15 protein-coding genes are annotated in these 15,574 nt (G+C 71.5%); 9 read left to right on the forward strand and 6 right to left on the reverse strand.

Annotated features, from left to right (window positions below):
* Nucleotides 1-8: 8 nt before the first annotated feature.
* The gene (locus tag ACGFNI_RS21985; RefSeq protein ID WP_393686156.1) at nt 9-1,376 is read right to left on the reverse strand and encodes a glutamine synthetase family protein; all 1,368 of its coding nucleotides are present in this window, start codon (nt 1,374-1,376) and stop codon (nt 9-11) included.
* A gap of 73 nt (nt 1,377-1,449) precedes the next feature.
* Here ACGFNI_RS21985 and ACGFNI_RS21990 point away from each other — a divergent pair, with 73 nt between their 5' ends.
* The 3 genes from ACGFNI_RS21990 to ACGFNI_RS22000 all read left to right on the forward strand — a co-directional run bounded on the left by ACGFNI_RS21990 (nt 1,450) and on the right by ACGFNI_RS22000 (nt 4,539).
* Complete coding sequence (locus ACGFNI_RS21990; RefSeq protein WP_393686157.1) at nt 1,450-2,181, forward strand: FadR/GntR family transcriptional regulator; 732 nt, start codon at nt 1,450-1,452, stop codon at nt 2,179-2,181.
* 118 nt (nt 2,182-2,299) lie between these two features.
* Complete coding sequence (gene eat / locus ACGFNI_RS21995) at nt 2,300-3,772, forward strand: ethanolamine permease (protein ID WP_393686159.1); 1,473 nt, start codon at nt 2,300-2,302, stop codon at nt 3,770-3,772.
* Between the two features lie 65 nt (nt 3,773-3,837).
* Entirely contained in the window at nt 3,838-4,539 is a 702-nt protein-coding gene (locus ACGFNI_RS22000) for a gamma-glutamyl-gamma-aminobutyrate hydrolase family protein (RefSeq protein ID WP_393686160.1), read from the forward strand.
* A 24-nt stretch (nt 4,540-4,563) separates the two neighbouring features.
* On the opposite strand, the gene ACGFNI_RS22005 is transcribed toward ACGFNI_RS22000, so the two are convergent.
* The 4 genes from ACGFNI_RS22005 to ACGFNI_RS22020 all read right to left on the reverse strand — a co-directional run bounded on the left by ACGFNI_RS22005 (nt 4,564) and on the right by ACGFNI_RS22020 (nt 9,828).
* Nucleotides 4,564-5,298 carry a helical backbone metal receptor gene (locus ACGFNI_RS22005; protein WP_393686161.1) on the reverse strand — a complete coding sequence of 245 codons (735 nt, stop codon included), beginning with the start codon at nt 5,296-5,298 and terminating at the stop codon, nt 4,564-4,566.
* Nucleotides 5,299-5,337: 39 nt separating this feature from the next.
* Nucleotides 5,338-5,793 carry a hypothetical protein gene (locus ACGFNI_RS22010; protein WP_393686162.1) on the reverse strand — a complete coding sequence of 152 codons (456 nt, stop codon included), beginning with the start codon at nt 5,791-5,793 and terminating at the stop codon, nt 5,338-5,340.
* 236 nt (nt 5,794-6,029) lie between these two features.
* Nucleotides 6,030-8,639, reverse strand: a complete 2,610-nt coding sequence (locus tag ACGFNI_RS22015; RefSeq protein WP_393686163.1) for an ABC transporter permease/substrate binding protein — start codon at nt 8,637-8,639, stop codon at nt 6,030-6,032.
* Nucleotides 8,632-9,828 (reverse strand): glycine betaine/L-proline ABC transporter ATP-binding protein, encoded by a 1,197-nt coding sequence (locus ACGFNI_RS22020; RefSeq protein ID WP_393686164.1) that lies wholly within the window; start codon nt 9,826-9,828, stop codon nt 8,632-8,634. The genes ACGFNI_RS22015 and ACGFNI_RS22020 overlap by 8 nt, the downstream gene beginning before the upstream one ends.
* 228 nt (nt 9,829-10,056) lie before the next feature.
* On the opposite strand from ACGFNI_RS22020, the gene ACGFNI_RS22025 reads away from it, so the two are divergent.
* Both ACGFNI_RS22025 and ACGFNI_RS22030 read left to right on the forward strand, forming a co-directional pair.
* Nucleotides 10,057-10,971 carry a 5'-3' exonuclease H3TH domain-containing protein gene (locus ACGFNI_RS22025; RefSeq protein ID WP_393686482.1) on the forward strand — a complete coding sequence of 305 codons (915 nt, stop codon included), beginning with the start codon at nt 10,057-10,059 and terminating at the stop codon, nt 10,969-10,971.
* A gap of 50 nt (nt 10,972-11,021) precedes the next feature.
* Nucleotides 11,022-11,876, forward strand: coding sequence for a siderophore-interacting protein (locus tag ACGFNI_RS22030; protein WP_393686166.1), 855 nt, complete (start codon nt 11,022-11,024; stop codon nt 11,874-11,876).
* Between the two features lie 50 nt (nt 11,877-11,926).
* Here ACGFNI_RS22030 and ACGFNI_RS22035 read toward each other — a convergent pair whose 3' ends face one another.
* On the reverse strand, nt 11,927-12,556 hold the full coding sequence (locus tag ACGFNI_RS22035) for a MerR family transcriptional regulator (RefSeq protein ID WP_393686168.1): 630 nt from the start codon (nt 12,554-12,556) through the stop codon (nt 11,927-11,929).
* A gap of 190 nt (nt 12,557-12,746) precedes the next feature.
* Here ACGFNI_RS22035 and ACGFNI_RS22040 point away from each other — a divergent pair, with 190 nt between their 5' ends.
* Genes ACGFNI_RS22040 through ACGFNI_RS22055 form a run of 4 tightly spaced genes read left to right on the forward strand, consistent with a single transcriptional unit; the run spans nt 12,747 to nt 15,554 of the window.
* Nucleotides 12,747-13,658 carry a hypothetical protein gene (locus tag ACGFNI_RS22040; RefSeq protein ID WP_393686484.1) on the forward strand — a complete coding sequence of 304 codons (912 nt, stop codon included), beginning with the start codon at nt 12,747-12,749 and terminating at the stop codon, nt 13,656-13,658.
* Nucleotides 13,655-14,152, forward strand: coding sequence for an ABA4-like family protein (locus ACGFNI_RS22045; protein WP_393686170.1), 498 nt, complete (start codon nt 13,655-13,657; stop codon nt 14,150-14,152). The genes ACGFNI_RS22040 and ACGFNI_RS22045 overlap by 4 nt, the downstream gene beginning before the upstream one ends.
* Nucleotides 14,153-14,171: 19 nt before the next feature.
* On the forward strand, nt 14,172-14,804 hold the full coding sequence (locus ACGFNI_RS22050; protein ID WP_393686172.1) for an ArsR/SmtB family transcription factor: 633 nt from the start codon (nt 14,172-14,174) through the stop codon (nt 14,802-14,804).
* Between the two features lie 3 nt (nt 14,805-14,807).
* Nucleotides 14,808-15,554 (forward strand): SRPBCC domain-containing protein, encoded by a 747-nt coding sequence (locus ACGFNI_RS22055; protein ID WP_393686173.1) that lies wholly within the window; start codon nt 14,808-14,810, stop codon nt 15,552-15,554.
* Nucleotides 15,555-15,574: the final 20 nt, after the last annotated feature.

Raw genomic sequence — 15,574 nt, forward strand, 5'->3', positions numbered from 1 at the left:
ACGGTTCCTTACATGCGCTCGAAGGAGCGGAAGCGCTCCCAGTCCGTGACGGCCGCGTCGTAGGCGTCCTGTTCGACGCGGGCCATGTGGCGGTAGTGGTCGACGACCTCGTCGCCGAAGGCGGCGCGGGCGATCGGGCTGTGCTCCCACAGCTCGGCGGCCTCGCGCAGCGTGGTGGGGACGTGTGCGGCGTCGCCTGTGTAGGCGTTGCCTGTGGTGGCGTCGGGGAGTTCCAGCTCGTGTTCTATGCCGTACAGGCCGGCCGCGACCATGCCGGCGACCGCGAGGTAGGGGTTCACGTCGCCGCCTGGCAGCCGGTTCTCCAGCCGGTGCGCGCGGCCGTGGCCGACCACCCGCAGGGCGCAGGTGCGGTTGTCGGGGCCCCAGGCGACGGCGGTGGGCGCGAAGGACCCGGGCCGGAAGCGCTTGTAGGAGTTGATGTTGGGCGCGTAGAGGAGCGTGAAGTCGCGCATCGCGGCCACCTGGCCGGCGAGGAAGTGCCGCATGATGCGGGACATGCCGTACGGGCCGTCCTCGTCGGCGAGTACCGGCCGGCCGTCGGCGTCCTGGAGCGAGAGGTGGATGTGACAGGAGTTGCCCTCGCGCTCGTCGTACTTCGCCATGAAGGTGAGCGACATGCCTTCCTGGGCGGCGATCTCCTTGGCGCCGGTCTTGTAGATGCTGTGCTGGTCGCAGGTGGCCAGCGCCTCGTCGTAGACGAACACGATCTCGTGCTGGCCGAGATTGCACTCGCCCTTGGCCGACTCGACGGTCATCCCGGCCGCGGCCATCTCGTTGCGGATGCGGCGCAGCAGCGGTTCGACCCGGCCGGTGCCGAGGACGGAGTAGTCGGCGTTGTACTGGTTGGCGGGGTTCATCTGCCGGTACCCGCGCGACCAGGCGCCCTCATAGGTGTCCTTGAAGACCATGAACTCCAGCTCGGTGCCCGCGTACGCGCTCCAGCCGTGCTCGGCGAGACGGTCGAGCTGGCGGCGCAGGATCTGCCGCGGGGAGGCGACGACCGGGGAGTTGTCGTGCCAGGCGAGGTCGGCGGTGATCAGGGCGGTGCCGGGGTTCCAGGGGGTGCGGCGCAGGGTGGCGGGGTCGCCGTGCATCGCGAAGTCGCCGTAGCCACGTTCCCAGGAGGCCATGGCGTAGCCCTCGACGGTGTTGAGGTCGACGTCCACGGCCAAGAGGTAGTTGCAGCCCTCGGTGCCGTGCTCCAGGACGGTGTCCAGAAAGTAGCGGGCGGCGAACCGCTTGCCCTGGAGGCGCCCTTGCATATCGGTGAAGGCGAGGACGACAGTGTCGATCTCCCCGGCGTCGACGAGCGTTTTCAGCTCTTCGACGGAGAGCGGGGGCGTGCGGTGTGCCACGGTGTTGCCTCCTGTCGCTGCATCCGGAGGTCATAAGGTATGCACATGAACCATTGCTTGGGAAGGGGCTGAGATGGACGGTGCGGCGGACCGGCTGGCACCCGTGCTGCGGCCGGTACGGGCGGGCAACGGTTTCGAGGAGGCGCTGGAGCAGATACTCCAGGTCGTCCGGCTCGGCCTGGTGCCGCAGGGCGAACGGCTGCCCGCGGAGCGGGAGTTGGCGGAGCGGCTGCAGATCAGCCGGGTGACCCTGCGCGAGGTGCTGAAGGTGCTCCAGGACGAGGACCTGGTGGAGAGCAGGCGGGGCCGCTACGGCGGCACCTTCGTCCGGGTGCGCACCGCGGGCCCAGGCGAGGCAGGGCCGCAGCGCCGGATCGAGCGGATCGACGTCGAGGACACCCTGCGCTTCCGCGAGGTGCTGGAGTCCGGCGCGGCCGGCCTGTGCGCGAGCCACGGCCTGACCGACGAGCAGGGCACCCGGCTGCGGGACGCGCTGGCCGCCACCCGGGACGCGCCGCTCACCGACTACCGCAGGTGCGACACGATGCTGCACCTCACCCTCGCCGAGCTGTCCGGCTCCCCCTCGCTCGCGGCGCAGTACGCGGCGGTGCGGGCGAGCGTGAACGAACTGCTGGACCGCATCCCGCTGTTGGTGCGCAACCTGGAACACTCGCAGACCCAGCACGGTGTCCTGGTCGAAGCGGTCCTGGACGGCGACGCGGACGGGGCGCGCGAGGTGGCCCGCGAACACTGCGGCGGCACCGCGGCGCTGCTGCGCGGCTTCCTGACAGGACCGGCCGGGTAACCGGTCCGTAACCGCACAGGTCTTGCGCGGGAGCGAAGAACCCAGCAAAGGTATGCGGCTGAACCTTTGCTTCGGATCCGCGAGGTCCGCAGCACCCACGGCGAGGCAGGAGCGGCTGATGGCCGACAGTACGGAATCGCAGAGCGCACCGCCCGTGATCTCCCCGGGCGGCGGGACGTCCACGGACGACACCTACCTGGCGCGCCGTTCGCTGCGCCGCGGCAGCGCGGGACCGCTGCTGCTGACCGGCCTGGGCGTCGCCTACGTCGTCTCCGGCGACTTCTCGGGGTGGAACAACGGCCTGGCCCAGGGCGGCTTCGGCGGCCTGGCCATCGCCGCCGTCCTGATGGGCCTGATGTACACCTGCCTGGTCTTCGCCCTCGCGGAGCTGGCCTCGGTCCTGCCGACGGCGGGCGGCGGCTACGGCTTCGCCCGGCGCGCGCTGGGCACCTGGGGCGGCTTCCTGACCGGCACGGCGATCCTCATCGAGTACGTCCTGGCACCGGCCGCGATCTCGATCTTCATCGGCGACTACGTCGAATCCCTCGGCCTGTTCGGCCTGCACTCCGGCTGGCCCGTCTACCTCGCCTGCTTCGTGCTCTTCATAGGGATCCACCTGTGGGGCGTGGGCGAGGCGCTGCGCTTCAGCCTGGTCGTCACCGCCGTCGCCGTGGCCGCGCTGATCGTCTTCGCGCTGGCCGCGCTCACCGGCTTCCACGTGGACGCACTCAACGACATCCCGGTCCGGGAGGGCGCGTTCGGCGCATCGTCCTGGCTGCCGTTCGGCGTGCTGGGCATCTGGGCCGCGTTCCCGTTCGGCATGTGGTTCTTCCTCGGCGTCGAAGGGGTGCCGCTGGCAGCGGAGGAGACCAAGGACCCGGCCCGGGTGCTGCCGAAGGCGATGGCCGCCGCGATGGGTGTCCTGCTGCTGCTCGCGCTGATCACCTTCACCGCGGCGACCGGCGCGCGCGGCTCGGCGGCGATCCAGTCCGTGGGCGACCCGCTGGTGCAGGCGCTCCAGCCGCACGGCGAGCCGACGACCGTCAGCCGGATCGTCAACTACGCGGGCCTGGCGGGGCTCGTGGCGTCCTTCTTCTCGCTGATCTTCGCCGGATCGCGGCAGCTGTTCGCCCTCTCCCGGGCCGGTTACCTGCCCCGCTTCCTCTCCCTGACCAGCCGCCGCAAGGCGCCCTACCTCGGCCTCCTGGTTCCCGGCGCGCTCGGCTTCGGCCTGGCGGCGGCCACCGGGGACGGTGCCCGCATGCTGAACGTCGCGGTGTTCGGCGCCACCATCTCCTACGCCCTGATGGCGCTCTCGCACCTCGTGCTGCGCCGCCGCGAGCCCGGCCTGCACCGCCCGTACCGCACTCCGGGCGGCATGCTCACCTCGTCCGTCGCCTTCGTGCTCGCCTGCTCCGCGCTGGTGGCGACGTTCCTGGTCGACAAGGACGCCGCGCTCATCGCCCTCGGCGTGTACGTCGTGGCGCTCGCCTACTTCGCCTGCTACTCCCGACACCGGCTGGTGGCCGCGGCACCCGAGGAGGAGTTCGCCGCACTGGCCGCCGCCGAGGCCGAGCTGACACGCGACTGACACCGTCCGGCCGCCCCCGGCCGCCCCGCACCCGTACCGACCCGCACCCACGCACGGAGGACCCGATGTCCCGGCCGCTCATCGGCATCAGCACCTACCTGGAGGACGAGGCACGGTGGGGCGTGTGGACGCTGCCCGCCGCGGTGCTGCCCGCCGGCTACCACCGGATGGTCCAGCGCGCGGGCGGGCTCGCCGCCCTGCTGCCGCCTGACACCGCCGAGGCCGCGGCCGGCGCCGTCGCCCGGCTGGACGGCCTGGTGATCGCCGGCGGCGCGGACGTGGCACCGGCCCGCTACGGTGCCGATCCGCACCCCAGGACCGGGCCGCCCAACGAGGCCAGGGACACCTGGGAACTGGCCCTGATCGAGGCGGCGTTGGACGGCGACGTACCGCTGCTCGGCGTCTGCCGCGGCCTCCAGCTGCTCAACGTGCTGCGGGGCGGCACCCTCGTCCAGCACCTCGACGGGCACGCCGGGCCGCCCGGCGTCTTCGAGCGGCACGCGGTCGAGCCGGTGCCGGGGACGGCGCTCGCCGCGGTACTGCCCGAGCCGGTGTCCGTGCCGACCTACCACCACCAGTCCGTGGACCGGATCGGGCGCGGGCTGCTCCCCTCGGGGCATGCCGACGACGGCACCGTGGAGGCCCTGGAGCTGCCGGACGCGCGGGCGTTCACGCTCGCCGTGCAGTGGCACCCGGAGGCGGGCGACGACGACCGGCTGATGGCGGCGCTGGTGGCCGCGGCACGCGAGCGGCCGGCGGCGCGCTGAGGCAGGCCGACGGCCGCCGGGACGTCAGCGGGCCGCGCCCAGCGCGGCCGACAGCACCTCGGGGGCCGTCGCCAACGACGGCCCGTACCAGGTGAGATGGCGCCCGCTGACCAGCGCGGCGGGCAGCCAGGGGAACGCCTCAGGGCCGTCGTCGGCCGTGAAGCGGTACGGCTCGTCGGGCAGCACGACCAGGTCGGCGCCGCTCGCGGCCAGCTCGGGCAGCGGGATCCGCGGATAGCGCTCGGCGTGCTCCGCGTAGAGCTGCCGCACGCCGATCCTGGCCAGCAGGTCGCCGGCGAAGGTGTCACGGCCGAGCACCATCCAGGGCCGCCGCCAGATCGGCACGATCGCGGTCAACTCCGCGGCCCGGGACGGCAGTCCCCGCCAGGCGTCCCCGGCCGCGTCCAGCCAGTCAGGGCGCGGCAGCCCGCAGCGGGTGAGCACCCGGTCCAGCTCGCTCAGCGCCTGGTCCAGCGTGCGGATCTCGGTGACCAGCACGTCGAGACCGGCGGCCCGCAGCGCGTCGAGGTCCTGCGGGCGGTTCTCCTCCTCGTTCGCCAGCACGAGGTCGGGGGCGAGCGCGGCGATACGGGCCGTATCGGGGTTCTTGGTGCCGCCGACGCGGACGACGTCGAGGCCCTCCGGGTGGCTGCACCAGTCGGTGGCCCCGACCAGCAACTCCGGCGCCGAGGCGGCCACCGACTCGGTGAGCGAGGGCACCAGGGACACCACCCGGCGCGGGGAACTGTGACCGGTCATGGCCCCCACGGTACGCAACTGCCGCCTGCGGGACACCCGTTACGCGCCGCGGCGCGCGTCCCACAGATACGTCTTCAGGGTGCGGCGCAGCGCATGGGCCGCGCCGCCCACCAGGACCAGCAGGGCCAGGCCGCCGGCCGCCTGCGTCACGCTCATCCCCGCGGTCCTGACGCCGCGCACGGTGACCGTCTCGGTGTAGCGCGGGCCGCCCGCGCCGCAGTCGACGGTGACGGTGTAGCGGCCGACCGTGGCGCCGCGTGCGACGGTCGCCGCCCCGGTCCTGCCCCGGTCCGACGGCCGCAGCGGCACGGTGCCGAACAGCGTCGACCGCGCCCGCGCCGTCCCCTCCCCCGTGCACCGCCCGTCGTCGCCGACGGTCACCCGCTCGCCCGCCGCCATCGGATCCGGGACGACCCGCGCCGAAGCGGCGGGGGCGCAGAGCGTCAGGGCGGCGACGGCGGACAGCACGGCCGCGGAGATGTGCGCTGGTCTCACGGTCTTCTCCCGCGCCGGCCACGGCCCCGGTGGCCGTGCAGGAGGAACCGGCGCCCTTCGAGCACACCACCGGGCGCCGGGCGGCGCGACGCGGGGACGGCGGCCTTACGCCATCGGACGGACCGGCCGGGTAACGGCGGAGCCGGCCGCGGCGCGGGCCCGGCATGCGGCGAGCCCCGCTCCCGGCCGGATGCCGGGGGCGGGGCTCGCCGTCGTGAAGTGCGTGCCGCTGAGGGCTACTTCACCGGGGCCATCTTGTCGACGATGCCCGGGTGGGCGTCGATCCACTTCTGGACGCCCTTGTCCTCGTTGCCCTTGCCTGCGTCCTGGATGTCCTTCTCCAGGGAGCCCAGCTCATCGGGGGTCATCTTCCAGTTCTTCAACCAGCCGGCGAACTCAGGGAACTTCTCGGGGAAGCTCTTGTTGCCGATCGTCTTGATGTGGTTGTTGGCGCCCCAGGTGCCCTTGGGGTCCTTGAGCTTGGTCAGGTCGTACTTGCTGTACGCCCAGTGCGGGGACCACAGGACGACCGCGATGGGCTCCCGCTTCTGGTAGGCCCGCTGCAGCTCGGCGAGCATGGCGCTGGTCCCGGCCTCGGTGACCTGGAAGTCCTCCAGACCGTACGCGGGGGCGACGGTGCTCTTGAGGCGCTTCATCTCGCCGGTGCCCGGCTCGATCCCGATGATCTTGCCCTTGAACTCGTCCTTGTGCTTCGCCAGGTCGTCGAGGGTCTTGACGTCCTTGACGTAGGACGGCACCGCGAGCTCCAGCGAGGTCTTGTCGTACCAGGGCCCGACGTCGACGAGATCCTTCTTGTACTTGTCCCAGTACTGCTTCTGCGCGACCGGGAGCCAGCCGTCGGTCTCCACGTCGATCTGCCCGGTCGACAGGCCGGTCCACATCGGGCCGACGTCGAGGTTGTGCAGCTTCGGCTTGTAGCCGCGCTTCTCCAGGACGTTCTTCCACAGGTACGTGGTGGCGATGCCCTCGTCCCACGCCGGGTAGCCGATGTTCGGGGCCTTGCCGGCGTCCTTGCCCTTGGCGTAGGAGACGTGGCTGGACGGGGCGATCTTGTCGACCAGGCCCGGGTTCTTCTTGAGCCAGCTGCGCACGCCGTCCTGCTCGTGGCCGTTGCCCGCCTGCCTGATCTCGTTCTCCAGGCTGGTGAGCTGCTCCTCGTCCAGGTGGAAGTTCTTCATCCACTGGGCGACCTGCGGCTCGTCCTTGGAGAAGCCCTTGCGGCCCAGCATGTGCAGGCTGTCACCGGAACCGAAGGCGCCCTTGGGGTCCTTGAGCTTGGTGAGGTCGTACTTGTTGTACGCCCAGTGCGGGGACCACAGGGTGACCGCGATCGGCTTCTTCGCGCGGATGGAGCGGTCCAGCTCGGCGAGCATCGACGAGGTGCTGGAGTCCTGCACGGAGTACTCGCCGGACAGGCCGTAGTCCTTGAGGACCTTGTCCTTGAGGATCTTCATCTCACCGGCGCCGGGCTCGATGCCGGTGATCTTGCCCTTGAACTCGCCGCCCTTGCCCTTGAGGTCGTCGAGGGACTTGATGTCCTTCATGTACGACGGCACCGCGATCTCCAGCGACGTCTTGTCGTACCAGGCGCCGAGGTCCTCCAGCTGGTCCTTGTACTTCTTCCAGTACGTCTCGTGCGTCGTCGGCAGCCAGGCGTTGGACTGCACGTCGATGTCGCCGCGGGCCTGGCCGGCGAAGAGCGGTCCCGCGTCCAGCGCCTGGAGCTTGGGCTTGAAGCCGCGCTGTTCGAGGATTTCCTTCCACAGGTACGTGGTGGCGCGGCCCTCGTCCCAGTTGACGTACCCCAGGCTGATCGAGCGGCCGTCGCCGTCGCTGCCGCCGGTGCCGTTGCCGCCGCTCTTGTTGAAGTAGCCCATCCCGCCGGCGACCAGCGCCAGCACGACGATGCCGACGGTCGCGAGCGAGGTGGCGGGCTTCCAGCGCAGGAACTTCAGCCCGCCGAGCGCGGCCTGTGCCTTGGCCAGGGCACGCCGGCCGAGCGGCGAGACCCGCTGGTTGAGCGCACCGGTCATCCGGTCCAGGTACACGGCGAGGATGACGACCGACAGACCGGCCTCGGCGCCCAGCTTCACGTCGACGGAGCTGAGCGAGTTGTAGACGGAACCGCCAAGTCCGCCGCCGCCGGCGGTACCGGCGATGACGACCATGGACAGCGCCAGCATGATGACCTGGTTGATACCGGCCATGATCGTGGGCAGCGCCAGCGGCAGCTGCACGCGGAAGAGCGTGCGCCGCGGGTGCGTGCCGAACGCCTCGGCCGCCTCGACCAGTTCCTCGTCGACCTGCCGGATGCCCAGCTCGGTCATGCGGACCGCGGGCGGCATGGAGAAGACGATCGTGGACACGATGCCGGGGACGACGCCCAGCCCGAAGAAGAGGATGCCGGGGATCAGGTAGACCATCGCGGGCATCGTCTGCATCAGGTCGAGTACCGGACGCAGCGCCCCGCCGACGGCGCGGCTGCGGGCCGCCCAGATGCCGAGCGGAACGGCGACCGCGATCGTGATGATGCAGGCCACCAGGACCAGCGACAGCGACGAGATGGTCTCGTCCCACTGCTCGATCGAGTCGATCAGCGCGAAGCCGATGAACGTCAGCAGCGCGGCCGGCAGACCCCGCAGCCACCAGGCGATGATCGCGAAGATGCCGGCGAGTATCAGCGGTTCGGGCCCGGCCAGGACCGCGTGGATCCCGGTGTAGAACCCGTTCAGCACGGTCGTGACGAAGTCGAAGAGCCAGGAGACGTGCGCGGTGAGCCAGTCGACGGCGTCGCTGGCCCAGCTGCCTATGGGAACTCTAGGCACCGGTGATCACCTTGCCCTTGGTGTCGTGGTCCGCGGGCGCGTTCCCGGGCTTCTCGTTCTGCGGTGCGGCGTCCGACGGCTGCCCGCCCGCGGGGGCGGGGACCACGGCCGGGGCCGTCTCGTCGCCGCCCTCGCCGAGGACGGCCAGCAGCCGGTCGGCCCGTACGACGCCGACGAGCTCGCCTGCCTTGTCGGTGACGGCGACCGGGACGGTGCTGGTGGAGCAGGGGGCGAACAGGTCGACGATGGGGGTGTCGAGGCCGACCGTCGCGGGGGCGGCGGCGAGGAGGTCACCGGCGGTGGCGAGCTTCGTGCCGTCCGGTGCCGTGCCGCCGAGCGCCTCGTCCGCGTCGGTCATGATCGCGCCCGCGGTCAGCACCCGGGTGCGGTCGACATCCTGTGTGAAGGAGGCGACGTAGTCGTTGGCCGGGGTGACGAGGATGTCCTCGGCACTGCCGATCTGCACGATCCGGCCGTCCCGCATGACCGCGATCTTGTCGCCGAGGCGCATCGCCTCGTTGAGGTCGTGGGTGATGAAGACGATGGTCTTCTTCAGGGTCTTCTGCAGTTCCAGCAGCTGGTCCTGCATGTCCCGGCGGATCAGCGGGTCGAGCGCGCTGAAGGACTCGTCCATCAGCAACAGGTCCGCGTCGGTGGCCAGCGCGCGGGCCAGGCCGACGCGCTGCTGCATACCGCCGGACAGCTCGTCGGGCCAGGACTTCTCCCAGCCCTTGAGGCCGGTCAGCTCCAGCGCCTCGTAGGCGCGCTTCTCGCGCTCGGCGCGCGGGACGCCCTGCACCTCGAGCCCGTAGGCGGCGTTCTCCAGCACGCTGCGGTGCGGGAAGAGCGCGAAGTGCTGGAAGACCATGGAGATCTTCTCGGAGCGGACCTTGCGCAGTTCCTTGTCGCTGAGCGAGGTCAGGTCCTGGCCGTCGAACCGTACGGTTCCCGCGGTCGGCTCCAGCAGCCCGTTCAGGGTCCGCAGCAGCGTGGACTTACCGGACCCGGACAGACCCATGACGACGAAGATCTGGCCCTCGTCCACCTCGATCGACGCGTCGATCACCGCGGCGGTCGTGCCCTCGGCGCGCAGTTCGTCGCGGTCGGCTCCGTCTTCGAGCCTGCGCACCGCGTCCTTCGGTCGTCTTCCGAACACCATGTACAGGTGCTCGGCTTGAAGCCTGGACACATACACCTCTCTTGTTGCACGAGAAACGACCTGCCACCCCCGTAGGCAGGTCGTGGAGCGGAACGGGATCCGCCCGCCTTTACCGGTAAAAAAGTTGAAGCGCTTACCGGGTCCTCTCCGGGTGCGCGCCTGCCCCTCTTTATCTGGCTCAAACCGTTCCGTGATCCACTTCACATCCATGGGGCGTTTGAGGTATGGGGCATCATGCGAGATGTGACTCGACGCCTGATGCTTCTCGACACCGCCTCTCTCTACTTCCGCGCCTACTTCGGCGTACCGGATTCGGTCAAGGCACCCGACGGCACCCCGGTCAACGCGGTGCGCGGGCTGCTGGACTTCATCGCCCGGCTCGTCCAGGACCATCACCCCGACGACCTGGTCGCCTGCATGGACTTCGACTGGCGCCCCCAGTGGCGGGTCGACCTGATCCCCTCCTACAAGGCGCACCGGGTCGCCGCGGAGGCCCCCGACGGCTCCCCCGAGCCGGACGAGGAGGAGATCCCCGACACCCTGTCCCCGCAGGTCCCGGTGATCGAGCAGGTCCTCGACGCGCTGGGCATCGCCCGGGTCGGCGCCGCCGGCTACGAGGCCGACGACGTCATCGGCACCCTCACCGGCCGGGCGGCAGGGCCGGTGGACGTGGTCACCGGCGACCGCGACCTCTTCCAGCTCGTCGACGACCGGCGCGGCGTCCGCATCCTCTATCCGCTCAAGGGCGTCGGCACCCTCCAGATCACCGACGAGGCGCTGCTGCGCGAGAAGTACGGGGTGGACGGCTCCGGCTACGCCGATCTGGCGCTGCTGCGCGGCGACCCGAGCGACGGGCTGCCCGGCGTGCCCGGCATCGGCGAGAAGACCGCCGCCAAGCTGCTGGACGCGTACGGCGATCTCGCCGGGATCATGGCGGCGGCCGACGATCCGGCATCGAAGCTGACCCCGGTCCAGCGCAAGCGCCTGACGGACGCCCGGCCGTACCTCGCCGTCGCCCCGACCGTCGTACGGGTGGCCACCGACGTCGGGATCCCGGACGTCGATCAGGCGCTGCCCCGCGAGCCGGCCGACCCCGAGCGGCTGGAAGCGCTCGCCGCCCAGTGGGGCTTGGGGGGATCTTTGCAACGGTTGCTCGACACACTCCGGGCATGAGCTGTTAGGTTAGGTATACCTAACTCATCATCGCGTCAGGGGAGACAGCCGTGGCAGCAGAGCGACCGGCCCGCAAGAAGCAGACGCTGCACCGCGCCGAGGTCCGGCGCACCGAGCAGCTGACCCCGCACATGGTGCGCGTCGTCCTGGGCGGCGCGGGGCTGGCCGCGTTCGCGGCGGGCACCTACAGCGACCACTACATCAAGCTGGTCTTCCCGCTGCCCGGCATCTCCTACCCCGAGCCGTTCGACATGACGCAGATCCGTGCCGAGCTGCCGCGCGACCAGTGGCCCAAGACCCGTACGTACACCGTCCGTTCCTGGGATGCCGAGGCCGGCGAGCTGGCCGTCGACTTCGTGGTGCACGGTGACGAGGGGCTGGCCGGGCCGTGGGCCGCCGCCGCGAAGCCGGGCGATGAGCTGCTGTTCCTCGGCCCCGGCGGCGCGTACGTCCCGGAGGCCGCGGCCGACTGGCACCTGCTCGCCGGGGACGAGAGCGCGCTGCCCGCCATCGCGGCCTCGCTCGCCCGGATGCCGGCCGGTGTGCCGGTGCACGCCTTCATCGAGGTGGCCGACCCCGCCGAGCAGCAGGAACTGTCCGCACCGGCCGGCGCGGAGATCACCTGGCTGCACCGCGGCGACGCCCCCGTGGGCCGCGAACTGGTCGCCGCCGTCAGCGCGTTGGACTTCCCCGCCGGGCAGGTGCAGGCGTTCGTGCACGGCGAGGCGGGCTTCGTCAAGGAGCTGCGGCGGCTGCTGCGGGTCGAGCGGGAGATCCCGCGCGAGGCGCTGTCGATCTCCGGCTACTGGCGCAACGGCCATGACGAGGACGGCTGGCAGGCGTCGAAGCGGGACTGGAACCAGCAGGTCGAGGCCGAGCAGGAGACCGCGGCTGCCGCATCCTGAAGCACGGCGGGCCCTGACTGCCCGTCACCACACTACGGCGATGGCACCCCTCAGCGGGTGCCATCGCCGTATGCATGCGCCGACGCCTCCACGTGCGCGAGCCGGCGCATGGCCGTGAGCACCACGTCGCCCAGCACCGTGCCGACCACCACGCTCTCCGTGAGCCGGTCGACCTCCGTGGTGTGCCCAGCGAACGCCATGTCGGCCTCGGCGATCCGCTCACAGGCGTCCGCGTAGCTGTCCAGGACCTCATCGAAAGCGCCGTGTCCGAGGCCCCTGATGGCGGCCAGCGCGACGGCCATCGCCTCCGCCGACGGATGGTCGGGCGCGACCCGCCACCCCCTGCGCCGCAGCAGCGCCCCGACCGTGTCCCGCGCCTCGGCCACCCCCTCCGGCTCCCCGCCCGGCACCCGCGTGATGGCGTGCTGGGCCGCGCCGAGCTTCTTGTGCACCGGCTCCGGCGAGTCGACCGCCGCCAGCACCTCACGGACCGCCGAGACCGAGAGCCCGCCGACGTCCATCAGCCCGCGGATCAGCCGCAGCCTGCCGACGTGCACCTCGTCGTAGCTGGCCTGGTTCGGGCTGGTCAGCCGCCCTTGAGGGAGCAGGCCCTCGCGGACGTAGTACTTGATCGTCGGGACCGCCACCCCGGTCTCGCGGCTCAATTCCCCGATGCGCATCCGCCCGCCCTTTCCTCGTCCGGGCCCAGGTCCCGGCTGTCGTGCGCCGGGATCCCCGCCCCTCCCGGTCTTGCCATGGCGCCTCCCATCATAGATAGTCCAGCTATCAGATAGCGGAAAGCGCTACTATCCATTCTGCTGGGGGATCCGCATGTCCAGATACCGTTCGCTGCTCGCCTTCTCCTGGGCGATGGCCGCACTGGCCGTGGTGTCCGCGGTCGGGCTGATCGCCGACGACCGCGTCCTGATCGGCGCACCGATCTGGCTCAAGCCCTTCAAGTTCGCGGTGTCCTTCGCCGCCTACGGGCTCACGCTGGCCTGGATGCTGGGCCGCCGCGGACCGAGCAGGACCGGCCGCTGGGCCGCGCACGCCGTGGTGGCCGCCGGAGCCGTCGAGATGGCGATCATCGTCGGCCAGACGGTGCGCGGCAGGCCCAGCCACTTCAACGTCGAAACCCCGCTGGACCAGATCCTGTTCAGGGTCATGGGCCTGACCATCGTCGTCCTGTGGACGGCCACCCTCGTCATCGCCGTGACGGTCTTCCGTACCGGACTCGGCGACCGCGCGGCGACCTGGGCGATACGCCTCGGCCTGCTGCTCGCCCTGGCCGGTCTGCTGCTCGGCGGGCTGATGCTGCTGCCGACGCCGGAACAGCAGGCCGCCGGCGCCCTGCGCACGGCCATCGGCGCACACAGCGTCGGCGTCCCGGACGGCGGCCCCGCCATGCCGGTCACCGGCTGGAACACCACCGGCGGAGACCTGCGCATCCCGCACTTCTTCGGCATGCACGCACTCCAGGCGCTCCCGCTCCTCCTGCACGGCATCGAAGCCCTCGCCGGCCGCTTCCCGCGGCTGCGCGCCGAGCGGGTGCGGCTGCGCCTCGTTCTGGTGGCTGCCGGTTCCGCCGCCGCGCTGCTCGCCCTGCTCACCTGGCAGGCGCTGCGCGGCCAGGCACTGCTCCACCCGGACGGCGCGACCATCGGCGCCACCGCCGCCGTGCTGTCCTGCACCGCGCTCGGCGCCCTCGCGGCGCTGCGCCGGCCCACGCCCGGCACCCCGTCCGCACAACCCACGCCCCTGGAAACGGAGTTGACGGCATGACCGACAACACGCTCTTCAATCTGGCCTTCACGCTCGCGTCGCCGTTCTGGGCCCTGCTGATCCTGGCACCAGGACGGCGCCTGACGGACCGGATCGCCGCCTCACCCCTGCCGCTGCTCCCCGTCATCGCCGTCTATCTCGCCCTGGCCATACCGGTGTTCCCGCAGCTGTGGGCCGCCGTGAGCCACCCCGACCTGGCCGGATTCCAGGAGCTGCTGGTGCTCGACGGCGGCGCCGGGGCGATCTGGGCGCAGGTGATCGCCTGGGACCTGTTCCTGGGCCAGTGGATGTACCGCGAGGCGCGGGCCCTGCGCATCCACCCACTGGTGATGGCCCCGCTGCTGGTGCTCACCGTCCTGCTGTCCCCGATCGGCGTCCTGCTCTTCGTCGCCCTGCGCTCCGCACACCACGTCCACCGCCGCACGGCCGCATCCCGTCACCCCGAAGCCTCATCCATCACTCCTCACCGACAACATCCCACTCCTTGGCAATAATTATTTTCGGTCGCATGGGGTGATCGATGTAGCAGTGATCGACGACCCGGCCGCCGCCGGCGTCTCGCTCGACCCGGTGCGCGCGCGGCTGCTGGCCCCCCTGGCCGCACCGGGTTCGGCGACGACCCTGTCCGCGACGGCCGGCCTGTCCCGCCAGAAGGTCAACTACCACCTGCGCGCCCTGGAACGGCACGGCCTGATCGAGCTGGTCGAGGAGCGCCGCAAGGGCAACGTCACCGAACGGATCATGCAGGCCACGGCCGCCTCCTACGTGATCTCGCCCGCCGCCCTGCCCGCGGTGGCCCCCGATCCGGCGCGCGCGCCCGACCCGCTGTCCGCCCGCTGGCTGCTCGCCCTCGCCGCCCGGCTGGTGCGCGAAACCGGCGAGCTGATCCGCCGCGCCCGCACCGCCGACCAGCGGCTGGCGACCTTCGCCGTCGACGGGGAGATCCGCTTCGCGTCGGCCGCCGACCGGGCGGCCTTCGCCGAGGAACCGAGCGCGTCGGCACGCCACTTGGCCGCCAAGTACCACGACGAGCACACGTCCGGGGGCCGCCCGCACCGGCTCGTCATCGCCCTGCACCCCACCATCACCCGGCACTCCGGCCCCACACCGCCGTCCGCGCCGGATCAGCCGTCCACCGAGGAGTAACCCATGGGCAAGGAATTCGAGATCCGCCGGGAGGTCGTGCTGCCGGCCATGCCCGAAGAGGTGTTCGCCGCGGTGACCGCGGACACCGGCGCGTGGATGTTCCCCAAGGAGGACGTCCCCGCCGTCGGTGGCCACACCCCCGAGGACGACGGCGTCGCCGACTGGGATCCGCCGCGCCGCTTCGCGGTCCATGTCGCGGGCGATGACGGCTGGTTCAACGCACTGGAGTACCTGATCGAGGGCCGCGACGGCGGCACGGCCGTGCTGCGCTACGTCCACAGCGGCGTCCTGGACGCGTCCGACTGGGACGACCAGTACGACGGCGTCGCCCTGCACACCGACTTCTACCTGCACACACTCGGCCAGTACCTGCGGTACTTCGGCGGCCGTCCTGCCACCTTCATCGAGGTGCCGGGCCCGCAGAGCTCGCAGACCCCCGACGCGTTCACCGTCCTGCTGGGCGCACTCGGCGTCACCGGCACGGTCACCGCAGGCGACCGGCTGCGCGTCCAACTCCCCGGCGCCGAGCCCCTCGACGCGGTCGTCGACTACCGCACCGACCACTTCCTGGGCCTGCGCACCGACCACCGCCTCTACCGCTTCTTCGGCCGCAACGCCTTCGGACATCCGGTCGGCATCTCCCTCCACCTCTTCGCCGACGACTCCCCGCACCCCGACCGGGAGCAGACCCGGGCCACCTGGCGGAGCTGGGTGGAGGGCCTGTACGCGCCCGGCGCCACGACCTGCTGACCGGCGGGGCGGGCGGTGCG

The sequence above is a fragment of the Streptomyces sp. NPDC048644 genome, from assembly GCF_043199105.1.
Taxonomy (GTDB): Bacteria; Actinomycetota; Actinomycetes; order Streptomycetales; family Streptomycetaceae; genus Streptomyces.